This is a genomic window from Georgenia halophila (assembly GCF_039541595.1).
In genome coordinates, this window is sequence record NZ_BAABGN010000004.1 from 47,837 (window position 1) to 70,817 (window position 22,981).

17 protein-coding genes and 1 tRNA gene are annotated in these 22,981 nt (G+C 72.1%); 7 read left to right on the forward strand and 11 right to left on the reverse strand.

The features are described from left to right. Positions 1-26: 26 nt before the first annotated feature. A complete protein-coding gene (locus ABD907_RS05725; RefSeq protein ID WP_345214796.1) occupies positions 27-1,109 on the reverse strand; it encodes a hypothetical protein in 1,083 nt (360 codons plus the stop codon). A gap of 345 nt (positions 1,110-1,454) precedes the next feature. Between ABD907_RS05725 and ABD907_RS05730 the strand changes: the two genes are divergently transcribed. Beyond that, positions 1,455-2,468, forward strand: coding sequence for a zinc-dependent alcohol dehydrogenase (locus tag ABD907_RS05730; RefSeq protein WP_345214797.1), 1,014 nt, complete (start codon positions 1,455-1,457; stop codon positions 2,466-2,468). 94 nt (positions 2,469-2,562) lie between these two features. Here ABD907_RS05730 and ABD907_RS05735 read toward each other — a convergent pair. Then, positions 2,563-2,636 (reverse strand) — tRNA-Met (locus tag ABD907_RS05735). 74 nt (positions 2,637-2,710) lie between these two features. Next, on the reverse strand, positions 2,711-5,740 hold the full coding sequence (locus ABD907_RS05740; protein ID WP_345214798.1) for a UPF0182 family membrane protein: 3,030 nt from the start codon (positions 5,738-5,740) through the stop codon (positions 2,711-2,713). A 201-nt stretch (positions 5,741-5,941) separates the two neighbouring features. On the opposite strand from ABD907_RS05740, the gene ABD907_RS05745 reads away from it, so the two are divergent. Further along, the gene (locus ABD907_RS05745; protein ID WP_345214799.1) at positions 5,942-6,517 is read left to right on the forward strand and encodes a PPA1309 family protein; all 576 of its coding nucleotides are present in this window, start codon (positions 5,942-5,944) and stop codon (positions 6,515-6,517) included. 38 nt (positions 6,518-6,555) lie between these two features. On the opposite strand, the gene ABD907_RS05750 is transcribed toward ABD907_RS05745, so the two are convergent. After that, positions 6,556-7,710: a YlbL family protein gene (locus ABD907_RS05750; protein WP_345214800.1), complete on the reverse strand. Its 1,155-nt coding sequence runs from the start codon at positions 7,708-7,710 to the stop codon at positions 6,556-6,558. A 139-nt stretch (positions 7,711-7,849) separates the two neighbouring features. Between ABD907_RS05750 and ABD907_RS05755 the strand changes: the two genes are divergently transcribed. Together ABD907_RS05755 and ABD907_RS05760 are read left to right on the forward strand one after the other, a co-directional pair. After that, entirely contained in the window at positions 7,850-9,364 is a 1,515-nt protein-coding gene (locus ABD907_RS05755) for a zinc-dependent metalloprotease (protein WP_345214801.1), read from the forward strand. 173 nt (positions 9,365-9,537) lie between these two features. Then, positions 9,538-10,593, forward strand: a complete 1,056-nt coding sequence (locus tag ABD907_RS05760; protein ID WP_345214802.1) for a ubiquitin-activating E1 family protein — start codon at positions 9,538-9,540, stop codon at positions 10,591-10,593. 60 nt (positions 10,594-10,653) lie between these two features. Here the strand turns inward: ABD907_RS05760 and ABD907_RS05765 are convergent, their stop codons facing one another. Next, on the reverse strand, positions 10,654-10,914 hold the full coding sequence (locus ABD907_RS05765) for a WhiB family transcriptional regulator (protein ID WP_425555693.1): 261 nt from the start codon (positions 10,912-10,914) through the stop codon (positions 10,654-10,656). Positions 10,915-11,448: 534 nt separating this feature from the next. Next, positions 11,449-13,506 carry an ATP-dependent DNA helicase UvrD2 gene (locus ABD907_RS05770; protein WP_345214804.1) on the reverse strand — a complete coding sequence of 686 codons (2,058 nt, stop codon included), beginning with the start codon at positions 13,504-13,506 and terminating at the stop codon, positions 11,449-11,451. 141 nt (positions 13,507-13,647) lie between these two features. Between ABD907_RS05770 and ABD907_RS05775 the strand changes: the two genes are divergently transcribed. Continuing rightward, positions 13,648-13,908 carry a mycoredoxin gene (locus ABD907_RS05775; RefSeq protein WP_345214805.1) on the forward strand — a complete coding sequence of 87 codons (261 nt, stop codon included), beginning with the start codon at positions 13,648-13,650 and terminating at the stop codon, positions 13,906-13,908. Positions 13,909-13,913: 5 nt separating this feature from the next. Here the strand turns inward: ABD907_RS05775 and nudC are convergent, their stop codons facing one another. The 5 genes from nudC to ABD907_RS05800 form a co-directional block, all read right to left on the reverse strand. Then, complete coding sequence (gene nudC / locus ABD907_RS05780; RefSeq protein ID WP_345214806.1) at positions 13,914-14,876, reverse strand: NAD(+) diphosphatase; 963 nt, start codon at positions 14,874-14,876, stop codon at positions 13,914-13,916. 144 nt (positions 14,877-15,020) lie between these two features. Next, entirely contained in the window at positions 15,021-16,148 is a 1,128-nt protein-coding gene (mnmA, locus tag ABD907_RS05785) for a tRNA 2-thiouridine(34) synthase MnmA (RefSeq protein WP_345214807.1), read from the reverse strand. Beyond that, the gene (locus tag ABD907_RS05790; protein WP_345214808.1) at positions 16,148-17,353 is read right to left on the reverse strand and encodes a cysteine desulfurase family protein; all 1,206 of its coding nucleotides are present in this window, start codon (positions 17,351-17,353) and stop codon (positions 16,148-16,150) included. Before ABD907_RS05790 ends, mnmA begins: the two co-directional genes overlap by 1 nt. 94 nt (positions 17,354-17,447) lie before the next feature. Continuing rightward, positions 17,448-18,425: an electron transfer flavoprotein subunit alpha/FixB family protein gene (locus ABD907_RS05795; protein ID WP_345214809.1), complete on the reverse strand. Its 978-nt coding sequence runs from the start codon at positions 18,423-18,425 to the stop codon at positions 17,448-17,450. Between the two features lie 9 nt (positions 18,426-18,434). After that, positions 18,435-19,253, reverse strand: coding sequence for an electron transfer flavoprotein subunit beta/FixA family protein (locus tag ABD907_RS05800; RefSeq protein ID WP_345214810.1), 819 nt, complete (start codon positions 19,251-19,253; stop codon positions 18,435-18,437). Positions 19,254-19,386: 133 nt separating this feature from the next. Here ABD907_RS05800 and glgX point away from each other — a divergent pair, with 133 nt between their 5' ends. Together glgX and trpS are read left to right on the forward strand one after the other, a co-directional pair. Then, the gene (gene glgX, locus ABD907_RS05805) at positions 19,387-21,693 is read left to right on the forward strand and encodes a glycogen debranching protein GlgX (protein WP_345214811.1); all 2,307 of its coding nucleotides are present in this window, start codon (positions 19,387-19,389) and stop codon (positions 21,691-21,693) included. 143 nt (positions 21,694-21,836) lie between these two features. Beyond that, on the forward strand, positions 21,837-22,952 hold the full coding sequence (gene trpS / locus ABD907_RS05810; protein WP_345214812.1) for a tryptophan--tRNA ligase: 1,116 nt from the start codon (positions 21,837-21,839) through the stop codon (positions 22,950-22,952). Positions 22,953-22,981: the final 29 nt, after the last annotated feature.

Here is a 22,981-nt window from a genome sequence, read left to right on the forward strand (position 1 = left end):
GCGCGCCAGGGTCACGGGTCACTTCGTCAGCCACGGCGCCAGCGCTTCTCGTTGGCCTTCATCCATTCGATGAGGTACTCACCTTCGGCGGGTTCGCGCCCCGGTCCGTTCAGGAGGTCGGCCGCCACCTGCGCGGGAGCCGCTACCAGGTAGCCTCCCTCGGCCGGCGCGGTGTTCTGGAACGGGACGTCGCCGACCGTCTTGGGCTCCAAGAGGATTACGTTTGGCGCAGCCGCATTGGGTCGCAGCCCCCACTGCTCCGATGCCTCCTGAATCGACGAGACATAGACGTAGGCGGCCTTGGCTGGCGCGTAGGTCGCCCACTCCTTGGCAGCGATTGATCCCGTCACCGCCTTGGGGAATGTCGACCGTTGGGCTACCTTCGCCAGGAAGGCATCCACTCCCCTCGGTTCGATGAACGCCATCACGCGCGTAGTCAGCTGGAAGGCGGCATCGGTACTCCATGCGCGCAGCAACCGCTCCCAGTCGGTCACTCGATAACGCTTGCCATCCTTGACGACAAGATCCTCGCGTTCCAAGTACTCCAGCACCCGGTAGGCCGCACCCGTGGATGCGCCCGACGCAACAATCAGCTCACGGACTGTCCAGTCGCGGTCGTAGTCCAACAGAGCGCGAGCGACGCGCGCGGCGGGCTCACCCTTGAGCGTTCCCCGCGGCCGGCCCTTGCGCCACGGATCCCGGTCCTCACCCCGGTCGGCGATGAACAGGGCCGGAGAGTGGACAACGACGCGCATGTTGCCCGTGGCGTCTACGTAGGAGAGACCGTCCTCCGCCAGAGCCTCGCGAACCGATGGCGACAGATAGCGAGCTGCCACGATGGGAACGTCGCCGGCGTCCGCCGCCATGAGGCGAACCTGGTCCGCGAGACGCGCAACGTCGCGGCGCTCGACGACCTGCTTGACCTCGACGACGAGTCTCGCAGCCCTCCCGTCAGGCCCATCAAGCTGTATCGACAGATTGGGCCGCCGCGAGTCCGGCCCTGGCTCAGCGGCGTCCGTGACCATCCAGGTAACGGGCAGGCGGTCACGCAAGAGGTTGACGACGCGACGCTCTACCTCCGCAGCATTCAGCACCACATCGGTTGCCATGGGTTCACCACCTCTGTTCAGGTATCAGGCGGACTCCGCTGGCGGCGGAATTTGAGACTTTCCCGAACAGCCTAACATGTTCGGAAAACACACACTCTCCGCTGGCGGCGGACATCGTGCCTTACCCGAACAGCGGCCGCCGCTTCCTAGTCCTCCGTGGCGCTCACCCGACCGCGTGAACGCCGCGTCGAGCAGGTCGGCGGTCGGCGGTCGGCGGTCGGCGGTCGGCGATTCACGTGATCGCCGTCGGCCGCGTACCGGCCCGCGACGTGGCACCCGTGTGGCAACCCCGCGGCGCTCCCTCGTGACCGGCATCCCGTACGGTCCCGGTCAGGAGGTCGATCGATGCGTGCGTTCGTGATCACCGGCCCCGGCCACGGCGAGGTTCGGGACGTCCCGGAGCCGGAGGCCGGTCCGGGACAGGTCGTCGTCGACGTCGAGCGCGCCGGCGTGTGCGGCACGGACGCCGAGTTCTTCAGCGGCCACATGGCCTACCTCGCCACCGGGGACGCGTCGTACCCGGTGCGTATCGGCCACGAGTGGTGCGGCCGGGTCTCGGCCGTGGGCGCCGGCGTCGACCCGACGTGGGCGGGCCGGCGAGTCACCGGCGACACCATGCTCGGCTGCCGGCGGTGCGAGCGGTGCCGCGCCGATCGCCAGCACCTGTGCGCGGACCGGTTCGAGATCGGCGTGCGCGGGGGCTGGCCGGGTGCGCTCGCCGAGCGGCTCCCCGTGCCGGTCTCGGCGCTCGTGCCCCTGCCGGACGCCGTGGACGAGACGCTCGGGGCACTGGTCGAGCCGGGCGGCAACGCCGTGCGATGCGTGCGCGCCGCTGACGTCCGGCCCGGCGCACGGGTGCTCGTGCTCGGCGCCGGCACCATCGGCCTGCTCGTCGCCCAGGTCGCTCGTGCGCACGGCGGGGAGGTCAGCGTACTGGAACGCAGTGAACACGCACGGGACTTCGCCGCCTCGCTCGGGTTCCACCAGGTCGCGACGGCGCGTGACCTCGAAGGGCTCGCCCTCGACGCGGTGGTCGATGCGACCAACGGCGCGGAGATGCCCTCGTTCGCCGTCGAGCGGGTCGAACCGGGCGGGCGGGTGGTCCTGATCGGACTCGCAGCCCAGCAGAGCGTCATCGACACGCGCCGGCTCGCCCTCAAGGACGTGACCGCCGTCGGCGTCCTGTCCGCGTCCGGCGGGCTGGCGGGCACCGTGGAGCTGTACGCCTCGGGGCGGGTCGACCCGCGACCGCTCGTCGCCGCGACGGTCGGCCTGGAACGGGTCGGGGACGTCCTTGCGGGTGAGCGACCGCCGACGGCGGGGCCCGGCCCCAAGATCCACGTCGACCCCCGGCTCTGAGCTTCCGCCCCGACACTGCGGACCAGCCGTACAGACCGGAGCTCGCGACAACGACGAAGGCCCGAACCAATCGGTCCGGGCCTTCGTCTTCTCGTAGCGGGGGCAGGATTTGAACCTGCGACCTCCGGGTTATGAGCCCGGCGAGCTACCGAACTGCTCCACCCCGCGCCGTCCTGTACAGGTTACTTCGCGGGTGCTCCGCTCAGCAAATCTGCCAGGGGTGGGCTGACTCACACCGGTGGTCAGCCCTCGGTCGGCTGGTCGGTGGGCGTCTCACCGCCGCTCCCCTCGGCCGCGGCGATCTCCTCCTCCGCGGCCAGGGCCTCGTCGATGGCCTCCTGCAGGCGCTGCTGGGCCTCGCCGTACGCCGCCCAGTCACCCGAGGTGCGCGCCTCGTTGGCCTCCACCATGGCCTCCTGCGCCGCGGCGAGCGCCTCGTTCAGCCGCTGCTGGGCCTCGGCCGGCACCTCGGTGGTGCCGCCGGGCTCCTCGGCGCCTTCCTCGGGCTGCTCATCCTCGGGCTGCCCCTCCTCCGTCGGAACGTCGGTCTCACCGGTCTCGGCACCGGAGTCGCCACCGAAGACCTGGTCGAGCGCCTCGTCGAGCGTGGACGCGAACCCGATCTCCTCGCCGAAGGACACGAGCACGCGACGCAGCAGCGGGTAGGACGTGCCGGCCGAGGACTGCACGTACACCGGCTGGACGTACAGCAGTCCACCACCGATCGGCAGCGTGAGCAGGTTGCCGTGCGTCACCTCGGAGTTGCCCTGCGACAGCAGGTTCAGCGCGGAGGAGATCTGCGGGTTGGAGTTGAAGTTGTTCTGCACCTGGCCGGGGCCGGGCACGGTGATGTCCGAGGGCAGCTCAAGCAGCCGCATCTGGCCGTACCCCTCGCGCACCTCGCCGGCCGAGTCCCCGGTCTCGGAGTCGACGGCGAGGAACCCGGTGAGGATGTTGCGGTCCGTCTGACCGCCCGGGATGAAGCTCGACGTCAGCGAGAACCTCGCGTCCTCCTGGTCGGGCATCTGCATCGACAGGTAGTACGGCGGCTGCAGCTCACCGGTGTTCGTGGTCGGGTCGGTCGGCAGGTTCCACTCGTCCGAGCCGGAGTAGAAGGTCGATGGGTTCGTCACGTGGTACTCGGAGAGCAGCGTGCGCTGGACCTTGAAGAGGTCCTCGGGGTAGCGCAGGTGGCTCATGAGGTCCCCGCTGATCTCCGACGTGGGCGTTATGTGGCCGGGGAAGACGTTCTGCCACGTGTCGAGGATGGGATCCTCCTGGTCCCACTCGTACAGCGTCACCGACCCGTCGTAGGCGTTCACCACGGCCTTCACGGAGTTCCGGATGTAGTTGACCTGCTCGGGAAGCGCCCCCACGGAGGCGTTGCCACCCTGCGCCTGGACGATGGTGTCGGTCGTCGCCTCCTCGAGGGACTCCCGGGCCGAGTACGGGTAGTCGTTCGTGGTGGTGTACGCGTCGACGATCCAGACGAGCTGCTTGGGCGTCGAGGAGTCGTCGTCGTTGTCGACGACGGCCGGGTAGGCACGGTTGTCGAGCGTCAGGTACGGCGCGGCCTTGGCGACGCGCTCGTGCGGGTCGCGGTCGTAGAGGATCTGGGACTCGTCGGTGACCCGGTCCGAGAACATGATCTGCGTGTCGCCGAACTTCAGTGCGTACAGCAGCTTCTCGAAGAACGAGCCGATGGTGGGGCCGCCGTCGCCGCTGTACGTGGTCGGTTCGTAGGAGTTCGCGGCGTCGTCGTCCGGGTAGTCGAGCTCCCAGGGGTCGGCGCCCTCGGGCGCACCGACGATGGAGTACGTCGGCATCTGCTGGCCGAAGTAGACGCGGGGCTGGTAGTCGCCGAGCTCGCCGACGCTGGGGATGCCCTGCTGGAAGAAGGCCGGACGCCCGTCCGGGCCGGTGGTGTTGCCGTACGCGGCGACGACGCCGAAGCCGTGCGTGTAGACGGTGTGGTCGTTGATCCAGCTGCGCTGCTCGGGGGCGAGCCCGTCCAGGTTGAGCTCCCGTACGGCGATGACCGTGTCCCGGCTCTCGCCGTCGATCTCGTAGCGGTCGACCGCGAGGACGTCGGCGAAGCCGTAGTACTGCCTGGACTGCTGCAGCTGGTTGAACGTCGGCGAGACGATGTTCGGGTCGAGCAGCCGGATGGAGGCGGTCGACTCGCTGTACTCACGCAGCTGGCCGGCCTCGGCCTCCGTCGTCGCCGAGTACGTCTCGGACTGCACGTCCTGCAGTCCGTAGGCGGCGCGCGTCGCGTCGATGTTGCGCTGGATGTACCGGCTCTCCGCCGAGATGGCGTTCGGGTCGACCTGGAAGCGCTGGATCATGGCGGGATAGGCCGTGCCGACCACGAGGGCCGAGACGATCATGACGGCGATGCCGGCCGCGGGCAGCGTCCAGCTGCCGCGGAACGCCGTCACCACGAACAGCACGACGACGATGAGCGCGATCCCGGCCAGGATCAGCTTCGCGGGGAGCACCGCGTTGATGTCGGCGTACGAGGCGCCGGAGAAGCGCCCGTTGTCACCGACCAGCAGGGAGTACTGGTCCAGCCAATAGCTCAGGGCGATCAGCAGGACGAACACCGCGGCGAGGATCGACAGGTGCACGCGGGCGGCCGTGCTGACGCGCTGCTGTCGCGGCGCCAGCGAGACGCCACCGTAGAGGTAGTGGGTGATGATCGCGGCCACCGCGCTGAGGAACACGACCGTCATGAGGAACGAGACGATCGAGCGCACGACGGGCAGGGTGAAGACGAAGAAGCCGATGTCGATACCGAACTGCGGGTCCGTCGCGCCGAAGGGCTCCTGGTTGAGGAAGGTGAGCACCGAACGCCACATGCCGCTGAAGGACGCGCCGGCGAAGAGGCCGAGGACGACGGGGGCACCGAACATGATCAGGCGGCGCAGCGGCTCGATGCTTTCGCGATAACGGTCGAGGTTGCGCTCCTCCGGCGTCGTCGGCGGGTAGATCTGGCGCCGGGAGTACGCCAGGTGCAGGTTGAGCCAGACCGCCGCTCCCATGACCAGGAAGCCGATGACGAAGAGCACCCCACGGGTGGTCCACTCGCGGATGAGCACGTCGGTGAAGCCGAGCTGCTCGTACCACCGGATCTCGGTCCAGACCTGCGCCAGCGCGAGGACGACGGCCGCCACCACGGCGAGGACCACGAGGGTCGGCACGAGGGCGCCTCGGCGGCGCGGGCCCCTCTCCTCCCGGCCGGACGAACGGGGGACGGATGCGAACGTCACTGAGTAGCACCTCTAGGTTCTCGAACAAGCGTGTGTGTGGCCGCCTGGGGCGCCCTGGTCCGGCCGCGCACGACGTGCGCAGCCACCATGGCCAACGTGCCGGCCTGGTACTAGGTTCCCATACCGCGGGCCACGGTGCGCAAAACGCCGCGGAAGTCCGGTGCTCGGAGCGCCCGGAGCCGAGCACGCGATGATGGGGGCATGACGGACGACACGACCCCAGAGGCACCCACCACCGAACCGACGGGTCGCGCGCTCGCCCTGCGCGTCGCCGTCGGCGACATCGAGCGGCACGTCGCGGCGCGTGGCTGGGACGGGCCGGTGGCCGTCTTCGCGCTCGTGCGCACGACCGACGCGCTCGCCGCCACTCCCGCGCTCGGCGAGGAGCTGCCCGCCGACGCGCTCGCCGCGGCCGAGCGGGATCCGGAGCACCTGACGAGCATCGAGCAGGAAGGCCTCCCGGCCGCGGAGACGATCGAGGAGCTGCTCGGCCAGCTCGGGTGGCCGGAAGAGGTGGACGGCGCCGCCGTCGTCCTCGAGCGGATGGTGGTGCCGCCGGAGGCGGAGCAGGGACTGCCGGAGGACCAGGAGGAGGCCGTCGAGCAGCTGATGGCCCACCCCGAGCGTCAGGACGTCCGGATGGCGGCCGGCGTGCTGCGCAGCGGCGAGTCCTGGTGCGCGATCCGGAGCCGGCGCCACGACTCGGACGACGCGGTCGCGGGGTCTGCCGACGCGGTGCCGGGGCTGGTGGAGGCGCTGCACGCGACCCTGCGCTGACCGCGAGAGGTCTGGCGCAAAGGGGCGGCCGGCGTAGGTCAGGAAGCTTCGGCCGCGCACGTGGGAAGGTCGTCGCCCTCGTGCGCACCGATGGCCTGGACGGCGTCCCGCGCCTCGCTGAGCGTGTCGACGCTGACCACACGAAGGCCGTCCGGGACGTGGCCCACGACGTCGCTGCAGTTGCCCTCCGGGGCCAGGAACCACTGCGCACCGTCGCGGCGGGCACCCACGAGCTTCTGCTCGATGCCACCGATGGCCCCGACCTGTCCGGCGAGGTCCATCGTCCCCGTACCGGCGATCTGCTCGCCGCCGGTCATCTCGCCCTCCGTGAGCCGGTCGATGATCCCGAGCGCGAACATCGTGCCGGCGCTGGGTCCGCCGATGTCGTCGATGTCGAAGTCGACCTCGAACGGGATCTCGACGTCGGGCTCGAGGAAGACGCCCAGCACGGACCCCTCCTGATCGGAACCGTGCCCGGGATCGCTGGTCTCGACCTCGAGCTCGACCTGCTCGCCGTCGCGCGTGACGCCGAGGCTGACCGTGGTGCCGGGTTCGGTCCGCCGCAGCACCTCGACGAGCTCGGAGAAGGCCTGCACCCTTGTGCGCTCCTTCCCGGGCACCTCGATCGAGGTGATCACGTCGCCGTTCTCGACGACGCCGCGGGCACCGCTCCCCTGCGCCGTGCCCGTCACGGTGAGCACCATGGGTACCTCGCGGCCGAGCTCCTCGAGGGCGGAGACGGTGGCGTTTGTCTGCGACGAGGCCATCTGCTGGCTGGACCGCTCGTCGAGCTGCTCGCGGGTGGCTTCGTCGGGGAAGAGCGCCTCGACCGGTAGCACCACCTGGTCGGACCGGAGCCAGCCGATGAGCACGTCGAACGCCCCCACCGGGTATTCCGGTCCCCCGATCACCGAGACGGTGGTCAGCATCAGCGCGCCCGAGGTGGCATAGGTCTGGGCGCCATCGACGTGGATGAGCGGCTCGCCGTCGTGCTCACCGAGCGTGTCCACCGTCGGCCCGGGCCGCTGCACGGCGTAGGGCAGCGGCACGAGCATGGCGACCAGGAGCGCGAGCGCGAGCAGGCCGCCGGAGATGACGAGCGTGACGGCGCGCCGCGAGGAGCGTTCGGCCGGCGCGGCGGTCTCGTCCCGCCCTGGGAACTCGACCGGGGCCGCGGACTCCTGCTCACGCACCGGCCCATCATGCCGCACGTGTCGGAGCGCCGCGTCCGCTGCGCCCTGAGCGAACCCCGGCCGAGCGGGCCGGTTGCCGCTCACCCGCCGGGCCGCGGCGGTTTACCGTGGAGTCCCACCACCCGTTTCAGGAGCCGCCATGAGTCAGGAACCCGCGCGCAGCGAGGGCGAGGAGCCCGGCAGCTGGGAGGAGCTCCTCCGCTCGATGATGGGTGGACCCGCCGCCGAGGAGGCCATGCGTGCCATGCGGGCCTCGGGCATGGATCCCGAGGCGATGTCGCAGGCGGCCGGTCTGCCCGCCGACCGCAATCAGCTGATGCTGATGATCTCCCAGATGCAGCAGATGCTGGCCTCCGGCGGTGGCGAGCCGGTCAACTGGCGCGTCGCCCACGACCTGGCCCGTCAGGCCGCCCACGCGGGTGGCGACCCCGCGGTCACCGCCGCCGAGGCGCAGCGGGTCCGAGAGGCCCTCTCGGTCGCCGACCTGTGGCTGGACACGGCCACGGAGCTCGATCCCGCCGGCGGGACACAGGAGGCGTGGAGCCGGGCGGACTGGGTCGAGCGCACGATGCCGACCTGGAAGCGGCTGTCTGAGCCCGTGGCGACTTCCGTCTCCGACGCGCTCGTGGAGACCATCCGGTCGCAGGCTGAGCAGCTGCCGCCCGAGGTCCAGGCGATGGCCGCCGACTCCGGGCCCGTGCAGGGCATGCTGCGTCAGCTGGGCAGCGCCGTGTTCGGCATGCAGGTCGGTCAGGCGGTCGGCGCCCTCGCCCGCGAGGCGTTCGGCCCCTCGGACACCGGTCTGCCGCTCGTCGAGAACACGACGGCGGCACTCGTCCCCGCGAACGTCACCGACTTCGCCGAGGGCCTCGACGTGCCGGAGGAGGAGGTACGCCTCTTCCTCGCCGTGCGAGAGGTGGCGCACGCGCGCCTCTTCGCGCACGTGCCGTGGCTGCGTGCGCATCTGCTCGGCATCGTCGAGGCGTACGCGCGCGAGATCACCATCGACGTCGAGGCGATGGAGGAGGCCGTCCGCGGGATCGACCCGACCAACCCCGAAGAGCTCCGCGAGGCGCTGTCCGGAGGGGTGTTCGCGCTCGAGCAGTCCCCCGCCCAGCAGGCGGCCCTGGTCCGCCTGGAGACGGCGCTGGCCCTCGTCGAGGGTTGGGTGCAGGAGGTCGCCGGCAAGGCCGTCGCCGCACACCTGCCACAGGCGGTCGCCCTTCAGGAGATGCTCCGGCGGCGGCGGGCGACGGGCGGGCCCGCGGAGCACACGTTCGCGACGCTCGTCGGGCTCGAGCTGCGGCCCAGGAGGCTGCGGGAGGCGGCCGCGCTGTGGGCTGCGCTCGGGGCGGAGTACGGGACGGCCGAGCGTGACGCGCTGTGGTCGCACCCGGACCTCATGCCGAGCGCGGACGAGCTCGACGACCCGAGCGGTTTCGTCGCCGGCCGCAAGGCCGCCCGCGCCGCCGAGGAGGACGTCGACGCCGCGCTCGCGGCCATGCTCGACGGCACGCTGGCGAGCGAGGACACCGACGAGACCGACCGGTCCGACACCTCCGACGAGGGCGACACGTCCGACGATGCCGGCACCGAGACCGGCGGGACGGGCAGCACCGGCGAGACCGGCGACGCGGACGGCCGGGACTCGTAGGGCGTTCGCCGGCACTCGGCGTGGTGACCGGGGGCCGGGCGCGCTGAGCGGCGGTCTTCGGCGCCTCCGCGTCCACCGCACCCGCCGCTGCTCCCCTTGTCCACACGCTGTGGAAGCCGTCTGCACCGACGCTCGGCCGCGTGCGAGAGTCCCTCGCACGACGAGGAGGCGGCATGCGGTTACGGACAGGACTCTCGGTGCTGTGGCGCGGGCAGGGCGAGAGCCAGATCGGCGTCGACCCGCGGTGCGCGGTGGTCCTCGAGGACCTCTCCCCCGGCGAGCAACGCGTCCTCGACCACCTCGACAGGGGCGGCTACGAACCGACAGAGGCGGACCTCGTCCGGGTCGGCCGGACCGCGGGGGTACGGGCAGGTCGGGTCCGCGAGCTCATCCGGCTGCTCGAGCGTTCCGGAGTGCTCGACCCGGTGGCCGACCGGGCCACCAGCACGCCCGTGCCGCCGGAGGACGCGTACTGGTCGCGCCTGCTGCCGGACGGTGACGGCCCGGCGCTGCTCGGACGCCGCTCGGAAGCGGTGGTCACCGTGGTCGGCCTGGACCACGTGGGCCTGCGGATCGCGTCGCACCTGGCGGAGGCCGGCATCGGCACGGTGCTGCTGGAGGACGACGGGCCGGTCGACCCGTTCGACGTCGGTCCCTACCATCCCGCCGATGTCGGCGACCGGCGAAGGGTCCGGGCCGAGGCGAGGCTGCGGTCGACGTTCGACCGGCTGAGGACCGAGGCCCCGCCGGGACGGCGGCCGGACATGGTGGTGGTGGTCTGCTCCCGGGTCGCCGATCCGGTGCTGCTGCTGCCGCTCGTGCGGGACGACGTGGCGCACGTTCCCGTGGTGGTCGGCGAGGTCGACGTCGTGGTGGGCCCGCTCATCATCCCGGGCGACGGGCCGTGCACGCGCTGCATGGACCTGCACCGGACCGATGCCGACCCGGCCTGGCCGGCCGTCGCCACCCAGCTGCGGTGCTCACCGGCGGCGGTCGCGACCAGCCAGCTGGGCCAGATGGGCGCGGCGTTGACGGCGCACCAGGTGCTCGCCGCGATCGACGGGCGAGAGCTCGTGGCGGACCGTGCCAGCCTCGAGGTGAGCGCTCTCAGCCCGTTGCCGGTGCTGCGACCGTGGGCCGTGCACCCCGACTGCGGGTGCGCAGGAGTGTCCCTGGATGAACCGACGCCGGAGAAGCCGGTGGCCGGGCGGGCACAAGAACCCGCCTGACCACCGGCCGCTGCCGACGTTCTCCGCGTCCGCTGATTCGCCGCCGCACCCGACGGCGTATCAGGCCGCCTCGTCCTTGCGCGGGCGGCCACGTCCACGCTTGCGCGGGACGACGACGCCGTTGGCGAAGACCTCGCCGCCCCAGACTCCCCACGGTTCCCCGCGCTCGAGCGCGCCTGCCAGGCAGGCCTCACGCACGGGGCACTCGCGGCACAACGCCTTCGCCAGCTCGACGTCGGCGGTACGCTCCGCGAACCACAGGTCGCTGTTCTCGGCGGACTGGCACGGGATCGCCGCGCCGCCGGCCGAGGACGCGGGCAGGACTCCCCAGCCGGCCTCGCCGTCGCGGTTCGTCGCGGGCGGGGTCGCGGGCCAGGAGACGGATGATCCCTGGCTGATCTGGTCGAGTAGAGCCGTGAGCTGCACTGCTGCTCCTTGGTCGTTCTCAGTGTCAGTGTCCTGGTCGTGGGGACTCCGGACGCCTCTGACAACGACGGCCGCGGTCCCGGTGGGATCGCGGCCGGAGCAAACAGCTCGATGAGCTAGGTCCGGACAGCGATCCCCTTCTCGCCAATGCGGTTGCGCACGACGGCGCCATCCGTGGCGAGGGCGTACTTGCCCCCGGGGGTGGCGAAAACCGGCGCGATCAGATCGACGCGAATGTGGCAAAGCTTCATCGTTTTCGACACCTCCCTCGGGATCGGGAACCCTCTGTGCTGGCTAGGCAGGGTCCGGCGGACTCAAGACACGTTGAGCCTAGACCCGCCGTTCCATGGAGGGCAATGTCTTTTTCTCGGAACTTTTTCCTCGGTGCGTTCCGCCCTCCTACGGCTCCTCGCGCGCCGTCGACCTGGCTCATCGCGTCAACCACGCGTCCACGTCCACGGCGTCGCCCCGGACGACCGCGAGCACCTGACCGCCGTACGCGTCGAGCTTGGTCGCGCCGATCCCCCGCAGGACCGCAAGCTGGCGCAGATCCTTGGGCTTCGCCGTCGCGATGGCCTGGAGCGTCGTGTCGTGCAACACCGTGTACGCCGGTTTGCTGATGGCCTTGGCGACCTCACCTCGCCAGCTGCGCAATCGTTCGTAGAGCTCGACGTCGGCCGGATTCTCCTCCAGGAACGTCTCCGCGCGCTGCCGAGCTGCCCCGCGACGGGACATGCCGCCGCGCCGACCGGCAGCACCGTCGTCGGGCCAGATGCCGTCGAGGAACCGGGACCGCTTCCGGGAGGCTCGGCCGCCGACCGTGCGGGCGCGCGCGTAGGAGAGCTGGAGGTGTTCGCGGGCGCGGGTGATCCCGACGTAGAGCAGCCGCCGTTCCTCGGCGATCGCCTGGTCGCCGTCGGCCAAGGAGATCGGGAGCAGCCCCTCGGAGACCCCGACGAGGAAGACCGCATCCCACTCCAGGCCCTTCGCGGCGTGGAGGGTCGCCAGCGTCACGCCGTCGACCGTGGGGGCGTGCTGAGCGGTCGCGCGCTCATTCAGCTCCGCGACGAGCTCGGCCATGCCGGCGTCCCTGGTGACGTGGAGGTCGTCGGCGAGGTTGACCAGCGAGTTCAGCGACTCCCAGCGTTCGCGCGCCGCCCCCCGCGCCGCAGGCGGGGTCACCGACCACCCGACCGAGGCAAGCACGTCGCGCACCGCCTCGGTCACCGGCTGCCCGGCGCTGGAGCGCACGGCGGCCCGCAGCATGGCGATCGCCTCCTTGACCTCCCGTCGGGAGAAGAACCGTTCGCCACCGCGGACGAGGTAGCCGACACCGGCGTCCGCCAGGGCCTGCTCGAGGGCCTCCGACTGCCCGTTCGTGCGGTAGAGGACGGCGATCTCGCTCAGCGGGACGCCGTCCTTCTCCAGGGCCGCGATGCGTTCTGCGACGCCGCGCGCCTCGGCCAGGTCGTCGTCGTAGGTCTCGTACCGGACCGCGGCCGACGACGGACGCTGCGCCACCAGCTCGACCGCGCCGGAGTCGCGGAACCGTCCCGCCCGGGTCAGGACGTTGTTCGCGAGGTCGACCACCTGGGGGGTCGACCGGTAGTCGCGTACGAGCCGCACCACGGGCGCGTCGTTGTACCGGCGCGGGAAGTCGGTGAGGAATCGCGGTGTGGCGCCGGTGAACGAGTAGATCGTCTGGGACACGTCGCCGACCACGCACAGCTCGCGGCGGTCGCCGAGCCACAGCTCGAGGAGCCGCTGCTGGAGCGGCGACACGTCCTGGTACTCGTCGACGACGAAGTGCCGGTACTGGCCACGGACCTGGGCAGCGACGTCGTCGCGCTCGAGCAGGATGCCGATGAGGAGCAGCAGCACGTCCTCGAAGTCGATCACTCCGCGCTCGTTCTTCACGTCCTCGTAGACGCTCAGCAGGCGCGCGATGGTCGCGTGGTCGTGACCGCCGACCGCCTCGCGTCCCGCGCGGGCGGCCCTGGAGACGTAGTCCTCGGCGGTGATCAGGGACACCTTTGCCCACTCGACCTCGCTGGAGAGGTCGCGGATGGCGGTCCGGTCCGCGCCCAGGCCGAGGCGACCCGACGCCTCGCCGACGAGGGAGGCCTTGTGCTCAGCGATGCGCGGGACGCCGCCGCCGATGACCGAGGGCCAGAAGTAGGAGAGCTGGCGCAGCGCCGCGGCGTGGAACGTGCGTGCCTGGACGCCGCCGACACCGAGATCACGCAGGCGCGAACGCATCTCGCCGGCGGCCCGCGCGGTGAACGTCACGGCGAGGACGGTCTGGGGGTTGTAGGTTCCGGAACGCACTCCGTTGGCGATGCGGTAGGTGATCGCTCGAGTCTTGCCGGTACCGGCGCCGGCCAGCACGCACAGCGGTCCGGTCAGCCGCTCGGCGACCGCGCGCTGGTCCTCGTCGAGGGCGTCCAGGAGCTCGTCGGTGCTCGTCGCGAGCTGGTCCATGCTCATCCCGCCCAGTGTCTCAGGACGCACCGACATGGTCGGTACGCGCCGTGGGCCCTGTGGACGTCGGCGGGCCAGAAGGTGATGGTCCCACAGGGAAGAATGTGGCGGTCGGCGGCGTTGGCGCCGACGACGGAAGGAGACTCCATGACCACAGAGGTCCCCGAGAACGACACGATCACGATGTACTCCACCAGCTGGTGCGGCTACTGCCGCCAGCTGAAGTCGCAGCTCGATCGCGAGGGCATCGCCTACAACGAGGTGAACATCGAGGAGAGTGCGGAGTCGGCGTCGTACGTCGAGTCGGTCAACGGCGGGAACCAGACGGTCCCGACCGTCGTCTTCCCGGACGGCAGTGCGGCGACGAACCCGTCGTTGAAGGAGGTCGTGCAGCGTCTCGGCGCCTGAAGGCGTCAGGTCCCGGAGATCTCGAGCGGTCCGCCGTACCACTCCTCGATGAGCGAGCGGGCGATCGACGAGCGCATCGGTAGCAGCACCTCGCCCGCCCGGACGGCGTGTGCCAGCTCCGCGCGGGTGAAGAACCTTGCATCGGTGATCTCGACGCCGTCGACGCGTACGTCGTCGCTCGCTCCCTCGGCGAGGGCGGCGCGGAAGCCGAGCATGAGCGAGGCGGGGAACGGCCACGGCTGGGAGGCGACGTACTCCACGTCCCCGACCTCGAGGCCGACCTCCTCCATGACCTCGCGAGCCACCGCCACCTCGATGGACTCGCCCGGCTCGACATAGCCGGCCAGCGTCGAGAACCGCCGTTCCGGCCAATGGGCGGCATGCCCGAGCAGGATGCGGTCGCCGTGGTCGGTCACGGCCATGATGACGGCGGGATCCGTGCGCGGGTAGTGCAGGGAGCCGTCAGTGTTGCAGCGTCTCACCCAGCCGGCGTCGATCACCTCCGTGGGCTCGCCGCACCTCGGGCACCGCGGGTGCCGCTCGTGCCAGGCGCTGACGGCCACGGCCGTGGTGGCGAGGCCGGCGTCGCGGTCGTCGAGCACGTCGCCGACATCACGCAGGTGGGTCAGACGCAGCCCCGACACGAGATCGGCGAGGCGTGCGTCCTCGACGGCCGGCCCGCCGTCGGGATCGCGCTGCGCGCCCAGCTGCGCGGGCAGCGTCACCGCGAGGTACGCATGGTCGGCGTCGCGGCCGAGGTAGACGACCTCGCCGGTCCACGCGTCGCCCGGCACATCGGCGGGCTCGCGCAGGTCGAGCGCGTCACCGTCGCAGGCGACGAGGCCCCGCTGGAGCAGCAGCACCCGCGTCGTGGGGTCGGCGACCAGCCGGCGCACCAGCGTGTCGTCGGTGCGGGAGACGGCGTCGGGGTCGACCGCGGTCCGTGCGAGCGGAAGAAGATCGTGCACGCTGGCAACCGTAGGCCCACGGGACCGAGGGCGCAGGCGGCGCTCAGCCGGCGGCACCGGCCGACGTGCGCGACCGGGGGCGAAAAGACCCGCGGGCACGCCGCGTGGGGTGACCGGGTGCCGATCTCAGCAGCCGTCGCGACCTCAGGCGTGCACGGGAGCACCGCGGCGGGCCGATGTGATCGTCGACTGTCCCAGCACCCGGGGGCCGGCGTAGACGACGAGCGACTGGCCCGGTGCGATCCCGCGCAGGGGCGTCACCAGCCGTGCCAAGACACTGCCGGCGTCCCGTTCGTCCCGGCGCACGCGCGCCGGCACGGGCTCGCCGTGGGCGCGGATCTGCACCTCGGCGTCGGTCCATTCGCCCGCGGGCACGTCCTCGGCGAGCCACACGGTCTGGTCCGCTCGTAGCTCGTCGACGCTGAGCAGCTCGTTCGGTCCGACCACGACCTGGTTCCTCTCCGGCCGCACCTCGAGGACGTAGCGCGGGTCGCCGTCGGGCGCGGGCCGAGTCAGGCCGAGGCCCTTGCGCTGCCCGACCGTGAACGCGTAGGCGCCGTCGTGCTCGCCGAGGACCTCCCCGTCGACGTCGACCACCTCGCCGGGCCGGCTCCCCAGGCGGGACTGGAGGAACCCGCGAGTGTCGCCGTCGGCGACGAAGCAGATGTCGTAGGAGTCGGGCTTGGCGGACACGCTGAGTCCCCGGGCGGCGGCCTCGGCGCGGACGTCCTCCTTGGACACCACGTCCCCGAGCGGGAACAGCGAGCGCTCCAGGCGCTCCTGCCCCATGACTGCGAGCACGTAGGACTGGTCCTTGGCCGAGTCGGCGGCGCGGTGCAGCTCGCGCCGAGCGGTGCCACCACCGTCGTCGGGCACGTCCACGATGCGGGCGTAGTGCCCGGTCGCCACCGCGTCGAACCCGAGCGCGACGCCGCGGTCGAGCAGGGCCGAGAACTTGATGTGCTCGTTGCAGCGCACGCACGGGTTCGGGGTGCGGCCTGCCTCGTACTCAGAGAGGAAGTCGGCGACGACGGTCTCCTCGAACTCCTCGGACAGGTCCCACACGTAGAACGGGATGCCCAGGACGTCCGCGGCCCGTCGGGCGTCGGAGGAGTCCTCGATGGAGCAGCAGCCGCGTGAGCCGTTGCGGTGCTGGGCACGTGAGCGCGACAGAGCCATGTGCACACCGACGACGTCGTGCCCGGCGTCGACGGCTCGTGCCGCGGCGACCGCGGAGTCGACGCCGCCGGAAAGAGCGGCCAGCACGCGCATCAGGCCACGCTCCCCGAGGTCGCGGCGGGTCGTGGCCGCCGGGTGGCGTACGCCTTCCGGGCATTCTCGATGACGGAGGGAAGGGCGGCCAGGACGGCGTCGACGTCGTCCCGGGTCGACGTCCGGCCCAGCGAGAACCGCAGCGCGGACCGGGCCTCCTGCGGGTCGCGGCCCATCGCGACGAGGACGTGCGAGGCCTGCTGGACGCCCGCCTGGCAGGCGGACCCGGACGACGCCGCGACACCGGCCATGTCGAGGCCGAGCAGCATCGCGTCGACGTCAGCGTCGGCCACGGTCAGGTGCGCGTGGCCGGGCAGCCTCGTCTCGGCATCGGCCGGTCCGGTGAGCCGCAGCCCGTCGACGGCGGAGACCGCCCCGGCGACCAGCCGGTCCCGCAGCCCGCGCAGGCGGTCGGCCTCGGCCTCCTGGTCGGCGACGGCCAGCTCGACGGCGAGCGCCAGCGCACGTGCGCCTGCGACCGCGAGGGTCCCGGAGCGCACCCCGCGCTCCTGTCCGCCGCCGTGCTCGACCGGGGTCAGGGTGAGATCGCGCCTCGCCACCAGGGCGCCGGTGCCGACGGGTGCGCCGAGCTTGTGGCCGGTCAGGGTCATGGCGTCGAGCCCGGAGCGCGCGAAGTGCACGGGGACCTTGCCGACCGCCTGGACGGCGTCGGAGTGGACGGGCACGCCGGCGGCGTGGGCTCGGGCGGCGACCTCGGGAACGGGCAGCAGCACGCCGGTCTCGTTGTTGGCCCACATCGTCGAGACGACGGCGACCGTCCCGGGGGCGAGCACCTCGTCGAGGTGGTCGAGGTCGAGCGTGCCGTCGGAGTCGACCCGGAGCTGGGTGACGTCGGCGCCCTCGTGCTCGCCGAGCCACTCGGCGGCCTCCAGCACGGCGTGGTGCTCGACGGCGGAGATGGCCACGGCGCGCAGCGCCGGGTCGGTGGCTCGGCGGCCCCAGTAGGCGCCCTTGACCGCGAGGTTGTCGGCCTCGGTGCCGCCGGAGGTCAAGACGACCTCGGCCGGCTCGGCGCCGATCGCTGCGGCGAGCTGCTCGCGTGCCTCCTCGAGGCGGCGCCGTGCTTCCCGGCCGGCGCCGTGCAGGGAGGACGGGTTGCCGAGGCGGCCGAGCTCCTCGGTGTAGGCAGCGGCCACCTCGGGGCGCACCGGCGTGGTGGCGGCGTGGTCGAGGTACGTGGTCACCGAGCCAGTGTAGGGACGCGCGACGAGTCGGGCGGGGCCGCCGGTCACCTCGGGGCGGCCGCCAGCCGGCGACCGTGTGTCGGCCCGCGTGGGCCTACTGCTGCGCCTTGCGGCGGCGGAGCTCTGTGAGGGCCTGCGGGATGATGTCGTTCAGGTCCCCGACGACGCCGAGGTCGGCCATCTCGAAGATCGGGGCGTCGGTGTCGTTGTTCACCGCGACGATCGTCTGGGCGCTCTGCATGCCGGCGGTGTGGTGGATGGCGCCGGAGACGCCGACGCCGATGTACAGCCGCGGGGAGATCGTCACGCCGGTCTGACCCACCTGGGCGGCGTGGTCGATCCAGCCCTCGTCGGTGGCGACGCGCGTGGCGCCCACGGTCGCGCCGATCTCGTCGGCGAGCTCGGTGACCAGCGAGAAGTCGCCCTCGACGCCCCGCCCGCCCACGACGACGGTCCGCGCCTCCGTCAACGGTGCGCGCCCGCGCGGGTGCTCCGTGCGGGAGAGGACCTGGACGGCCCGTGCGGTGGCGGAGAAGGTGACGGGCACGTCGACGACTTCCGGCACGTCCGCCGTCTCGTCCTGCTCGGCGGGCTCGGCGTCGACGACCGTGGGCTTGACGGCGATGACCGGGACGCCGCTGGTGACCCGGCACGTCGTGGACCAGGTGCCCTGCAGGACGACCTTGGAGGCGACGAGGCCATCGTCCGACGCCTCGACGCCGGTGGCGTCGACGATGGCGCCGGAGCCCAGCGACACGGCAAGGCGGGCCGCCAGCTCCTTCCCGGCGAAGGTGGAGACGAGCAGCACGGCGGCCGGCTCGACGCCGTGCACGGCCGCGAGGACCGCCTCCGCGGCGACGGCGGAGACCGACGGCGCCAGGCCGTCGAGCTGCGGGACGTGCACCGCGCGGGCGCCGTACCTGCCCAGCGCGGCCAGGTCCGGCGTCGTGAGCGCCACGGCGTCGACCGGGCCGGTGGTCAGCGTGCGCGCCAGGGTGAGGACCTCGGCGGACGGTGTCGTGAGGGCGCCGTCGACGTGATCGACGACGACGAGGACCGGATCAGTGCGCATGTCTTCCCGTCAGACCAGCTTGTTCTCGACCAGGTACGTGGCCAGCTTCGTGCCGGCGTCCCCGGTGTCGGTGATGATGCGGCCCGCCTCGCGCGGCGGCAAGGGTTCGGCGGTCACGACGGTCGTCGCGGCCAGTGCGCCGTCGCCGCCGGGTTCCGCGTCTCCGGCCAGCTCCGCGCCGCCCGCGAGGTCGTCGAGGGACCAGGTCGCGACCGGCTTCTTCCGCGCGGACATCAGGGACTTCGCTCCCGGCAGCCGCGGCTCGTTCAGCTGGTCGGTCACCGACAGGACCACGGGCAGCTCCGCGGCCTGCTCCTCGTCCGCCTCGCCGATGCTCCGCGTCATGGTCAGGGTCCTGCCCTCGAGCGACACGCGACTGGCCAGCGTCAGCGCCGGGCGGTCGAGCTCCGCGGCGAGCGCGGCGGGGACCATCGAGGACAGTCCGTCCATGGTCGCCATGCCGGTGACGACCACGTCCACCGGACCGTCCTGCTCGATGGTGCGGACGGCGGCAGCGAGCACCCGCGCCGTACCCATGACGTCGGCGCCGGCGACCCGGTCGTCGAGGACGTGCACGCCTGAGGCGGCGCCCATCTGCAGGGCTCTGCGCACGGCGTCCACGGCGTCGTCGGGGCCGACCGCGAGGGCGACGACCTCGGCGGCCGTGTCCTCGCCGGCGGCCTCGGCGAGGCCGAGGGCGGCCTCGACGGCGTTCTCGTCCAGCTCGTTGATGCCGTCGTCGAGGCCTCGCACGAGGTGCCCGTCGGCGTCGAGCGACCGCTCCGCCTGCAGGTCCGGGACGTACTTCACGCACACGACGATCCGCATGGCACCAGGGTGCCACCTGGGCGCCGTCGGCGCGGAATCGGGAGACGGACGTCCGAGGCGCGGCCATCCACGCGAGGTGAGATGTCGCGCAACGTGTCCAAGACGGCCCGGCTGCGCAGCGTCGTGGAGTTGAATGGGCAAAATGACCTACACCGCCGTCGAAGGCAGGACGTACGCCGACGTCCCCGCCGAGCCCGCCCGGTCACCCGCCGCGAACCCGCGGCGTCTCGGTGCGCACCTGGTGGGTGACGGCATCGACGTGGCCGTGCATGCCTCGCAGGCCGAGCGGGTGGACCTGTGCCTCCTCGACGAAGGCGGCGACGGGACCCCCACGGAGCGGCGGTTCTCCCTCTGCGGTCCGGTCGACGGGATCTGGCACGGGCACGTCCCGGGAGTCGGCGCGGGCCAGCGCTACGGGTTCCGCGTGCACGGGCGGTGGGACCCGGACGCCGGGCTGCTGCACAACCCGGCCAAGCTGCTCCTCGACCCGTACGCCCGCGCCCTGGCCGGCGCCGTGGAGCCGGCACCGGCGATCTACTCGCACGTGGTCGGCGACGACCTCGCGCCCCTGGACGGCCCCTGGCAGGCCGACGGCCGGGACTCGGCTCCGCACGTCCCTCACGGCGTCGTCGTCGACGACCGTTTCGACGCCGCCGTGCCCGGCCCGGGCACCCCGTGGGCGGACACGGTCCTCTACGAGGCCCACGTGCGCGGCCTGACGATGCGGCTGCCGGAGGTGCCGCCCGAGCTGCGCGGCACCTACGCCGGGCTCGCCCACCCGGCGACGGTGGCGCACCTGAAGGAGCTCGGCGTGACCGCCGTCGAGCTCCTCCCCGTCCACGCGAAGTTCCCGGAGCCGTTCCTCACCCAGAAGGGCCTGACGAACTACTGGGGCTACAACACGCTCGGCTACTTCGCGCCGGAGCCCAGCTACGCGACCAAGGCCGCGCAGCAGGCCGGGCCCGAGGCGGTGCTCGCCGAGGTCAAGGGCATGGTCGCGCTGCTGCACGCGGCCGGCCTCGAGGTGATCCTGGACGTCGTCTACAACCACACCTGCGAGGGCGGTGGTGACGGACCCACCCTCAGCTTCCGCGGCCTCGACAACACCGGCTATTACCTGCACGACGGCGCCGCCCCCGCCCGGCTCGTCGACGTCACCGGGTGCGGCAACTCGCTCGACTTCCGCCGCACCCGGGTGGTCCAGCTCACCCTGGACTCGCTGCGCTACTGGGCGAGCGAGGTCGGTGTGGACGGGTTCCGTTTCGACCTCGCCGTCACCCTCGGCCGCGACGCCGCCGACTTCAGCCCTCGCCACCCGTTCCTGGTGGCCATGGCCACCGACCCCGTGGTCGGCGCGACGAAGCTCATCACGGAGCCGTGGGACCTGGGACCCGCCGGTTGGCGCACCGGCCAGTTCCCCGCCCCGGCCGCCGACTGGAACGACAGATTCCGCAACACCGTCCGCCGCTACTGGCTCGCCGACCCGGCCACGGCGGCCAAGGGCGGCACCGGCAAGGACCTGCGCGAGCTCGCCACCCGGCTCGCCGGCAGTGCGGACCTGTTCTCGCACGGCGAGGTGCCCGGCGGTCGCGGTCCGCTGGCGTCGGTCAACTTCGTCACCGCGCACGACGGCTTCACGCTGGCCGACCTCGTCACGTACGACCACAAGCACAACGCCGCGAACCTCGAGGACAACCACGACGGCACGGACGACAACCGGTCCTGGAACCACGGCGTCGAAGGATCCGTCCCGCGTGACTCCCCCGCCGCGGAGATCGTGCCCGTGCGGCGCCGATCGATGCGCAACATGCTCGGCACGATGCTGGTCGCGGCCGGCACACCGATGCTCACCGCCGGCGACGAGATGGGGCGCACTCAGGGCGGCAACAACAACGCGTACTGCCAGGACAACGACATCTCCTGGCTGGACTGGAACCGGGACGGCTGGCACGCGGACCTGCTCGCCACCTCGACGTGCCTGCTGCGGCTGCGGCGCGAGCACCCGGTGCTGCGGCCCGAGGGGTTCTGCACCGGGCGTCCGGCCGGCGACGACACCGTCCCGGACCTGTCCTGGTACGACGAGACCGGCACGCCGATGACCCCGGAGGCATGGGCCGACCCGCACCGCCGGGTCCTGCAGATGCACCGTTCGGGCCGTCCGCTGGGCGACGTCGACGCCCTCGTGGTGCTCAACGGCTCGCTCGACGAGCAGACCGTGGTGCCGCCCATCGGTCGCGGCACGGGCTACGACCTCGTCTGGGACTCGGCCTGGGAGACGCCCGGCGACGGCCACGGCGCGAGCCTCGAGAACCCCGACGACTGGCCCGAGCAGTCCGACGGTGAGGACGGGAACGGCCAGCACGTCCCGCCGGAGCCGGGCTACGCCGTCGAGATGGAGTCCCTCAGCATGCGGATCTACCTGGCGCGGCCCTCCCGTTAGAGTTGTCCCCATGCAGCGCCCCCGCGTTCCCCGGTCCCGGCGGTGGCCGTCCTGACGACGGCCACACCGAGCGACCCGACGCCCCGGCCGTCCTTGCGCGGCGGCCGTCCGCCCGCGGGACGGCCCCGACCACCGAGGACCACATGACCGAGCAGCAGAACGCCGTGACCGACCTCGCGGAGTCCACCTCCGATGCCTCCCTCGAGCGCACCCGACGCCGGAGCGAGGAGATCGAGGACCAGATCGCCACGGACCCGGGCCGCTTCCGCGTCCTCACCGGCGACCGTCCCACCGGGAGCCTCCACGTCGGGCACTACTTCGGGTCGCTGCGCAACCGGGTGCGGCTCCAGCGCGCGGGCGTGGAGACGTTCGTGCTCGTCGCCGACTACCAGGTCATCACCGACCGGGACGGCGTCGGACCGATCCGCGAACGCGTGCTGTCCCTCATCGCCGACTACCTCGCCGTCGGTATCGACGCGGAGAGCGCCGGCACGATCTTCACCCACTCCGCCGTACCGGCGCTGAACCAGCTGATGCTGCCGTTCCTGTCGCTGGTCACCGACGCCGAGCTGCGCCGCAATCCCACCGTCAAGGCCGAGCTCGAGGCCACCGGCGACCGTCCGATGTCCGCGCTGCTCCTCACGTACCCCGTGCACCAGGCCGCGGACATCCTGTTCTGCAAGGCCAACCTCGTCCCGGTGGGCAAGGACCAGCTGCCGCACCTGGAGCAGTCCCGCGTGGTCGCCCGGCGGTTCGACGAGCGTTACGGCCGCGCCGGCGACGGATCGGTGCCGGTCTTCCCGCGACCGGACGCGCTGCTCTCGGAGGCGGCCAGCGTGCTCGGCACCGACGGGCAGAAGATGAGCAAGTCCCGCGGCAACACCATCGACATCGGCATGGACGCCGACACGACGGCGAAGCTGCTCAAGCGGGCCGTCACCGACAACGACCGGCACATCACCTACGACCCGGTGAACCGGCCCGAGGTCTCCAACCTCGTCCTGCTCGCCGCCCTGGCGAGCGACCGCCGGCCCGAGGACGTCGCCGCGGAGATCGGCGACGGCGGGGGCGGCACGCTCAAGAAGGTCGCCACCGAGGCCGTCAACGAGATGTTCGCGCCCATCCGTGCGCGGCGCGCCGAGCTGGCCGCCGACCCGGGCTACCTGCTCCAGGTGCTCCGGACCGGCAACGAGCGCGCCAACGCGATCGCGGAGTCCACGCTCGCCGAGGTTCGCGAGGCCATGCAGATGGTGTACTGAGCGCTCTCGACCGAACATCTGCCGGGACG

Excerpts from the sequence above, each read along its gene's own strand:
- trpS (WP_345214812.1), top strand. The coding sequence starts at position 21,837 with ATGACCGAGCAGCAGAACGCCGTGACCGACCTCGCGGAGTCCACCTCC.
- ABD907_RS05725 (WP_345214796.1), bottom strand. The coding sequence starts at position 1,109 with ATGGCAACCGATGTGGTGCTGAATGCTGCGGAGGTAGAGCGTCGCGTC.
- mnmA (WP_345214807.1), bottom strand. The coding sequence starts at position 16,148 with ATGCGCGTGCTGGCCGCTCTTTCCGGCGGCGTCGACTCCGCGGTCGCC.
- ABD907_RS05745 (WP_345214799.1), top strand. The coding sequence starts at position 5,942 with ATGACGGACGACACGACCCCAGAGGCACCCACCACCGAACCGACGGGT.
- glgX (WP_345214811.1), top strand. The coding sequence starts at position 19,387 with ATGGGCAAAATGACCTACACCGCCGTCGAAGGCAGGACGTACGCCGAC.
- ABD907_RS05760 (WP_345214802.1), top strand. The coding sequence starts at position 9,538 with ATGCGGTTACGGACAGGACTCTCGGTGCTGTGGCGCGGGCAGGGCGAG.
- ABD907_RS05730 (WP_345214797.1), top strand. The coding sequence starts at position 1,455 with ATGCGTGCGTTCGTGATCACCGGCCCCGGCCACGGCGAGGTTCGGGAC.
- ABD907_RS05795 (WP_345214809.1), bottom strand. The coding sequence starts at position 18,425 with ATGCGCACTGATCCGGTCCTCGTCGTCGTCGATCACGTCGACGGCGCC.
- ABD907_RS05755 (WP_345214801.1), top strand. The coding sequence starts at position 7,850 with ATGAGTCAGGAACCCGCGCGCAGCGAGGGCGAGGAGCCCGGCAGCTGG.
- ABD907_RS05800 (WP_345214810.1), bottom strand. The coding sequence starts at position 19,253 with ATGCGGATCGTCGTGTGCGTGAAGTACGTCCCGGACCTGCAGGCGGAG.
- ABD907_RS05770 (WP_345214804.1), bottom strand. The coding sequence starts at position 13,506 with ATGAGCATGGACCAGCTCGCGACGAGCACCGACGAGCTCCTGGACGCC.
- ABD907_RS05775 (WP_345214805.1), top strand. The coding sequence starts at position 13,648 with ATGACCACAGAGGTCCCCGAGAACGACACGATCACGATGTACTCCACC.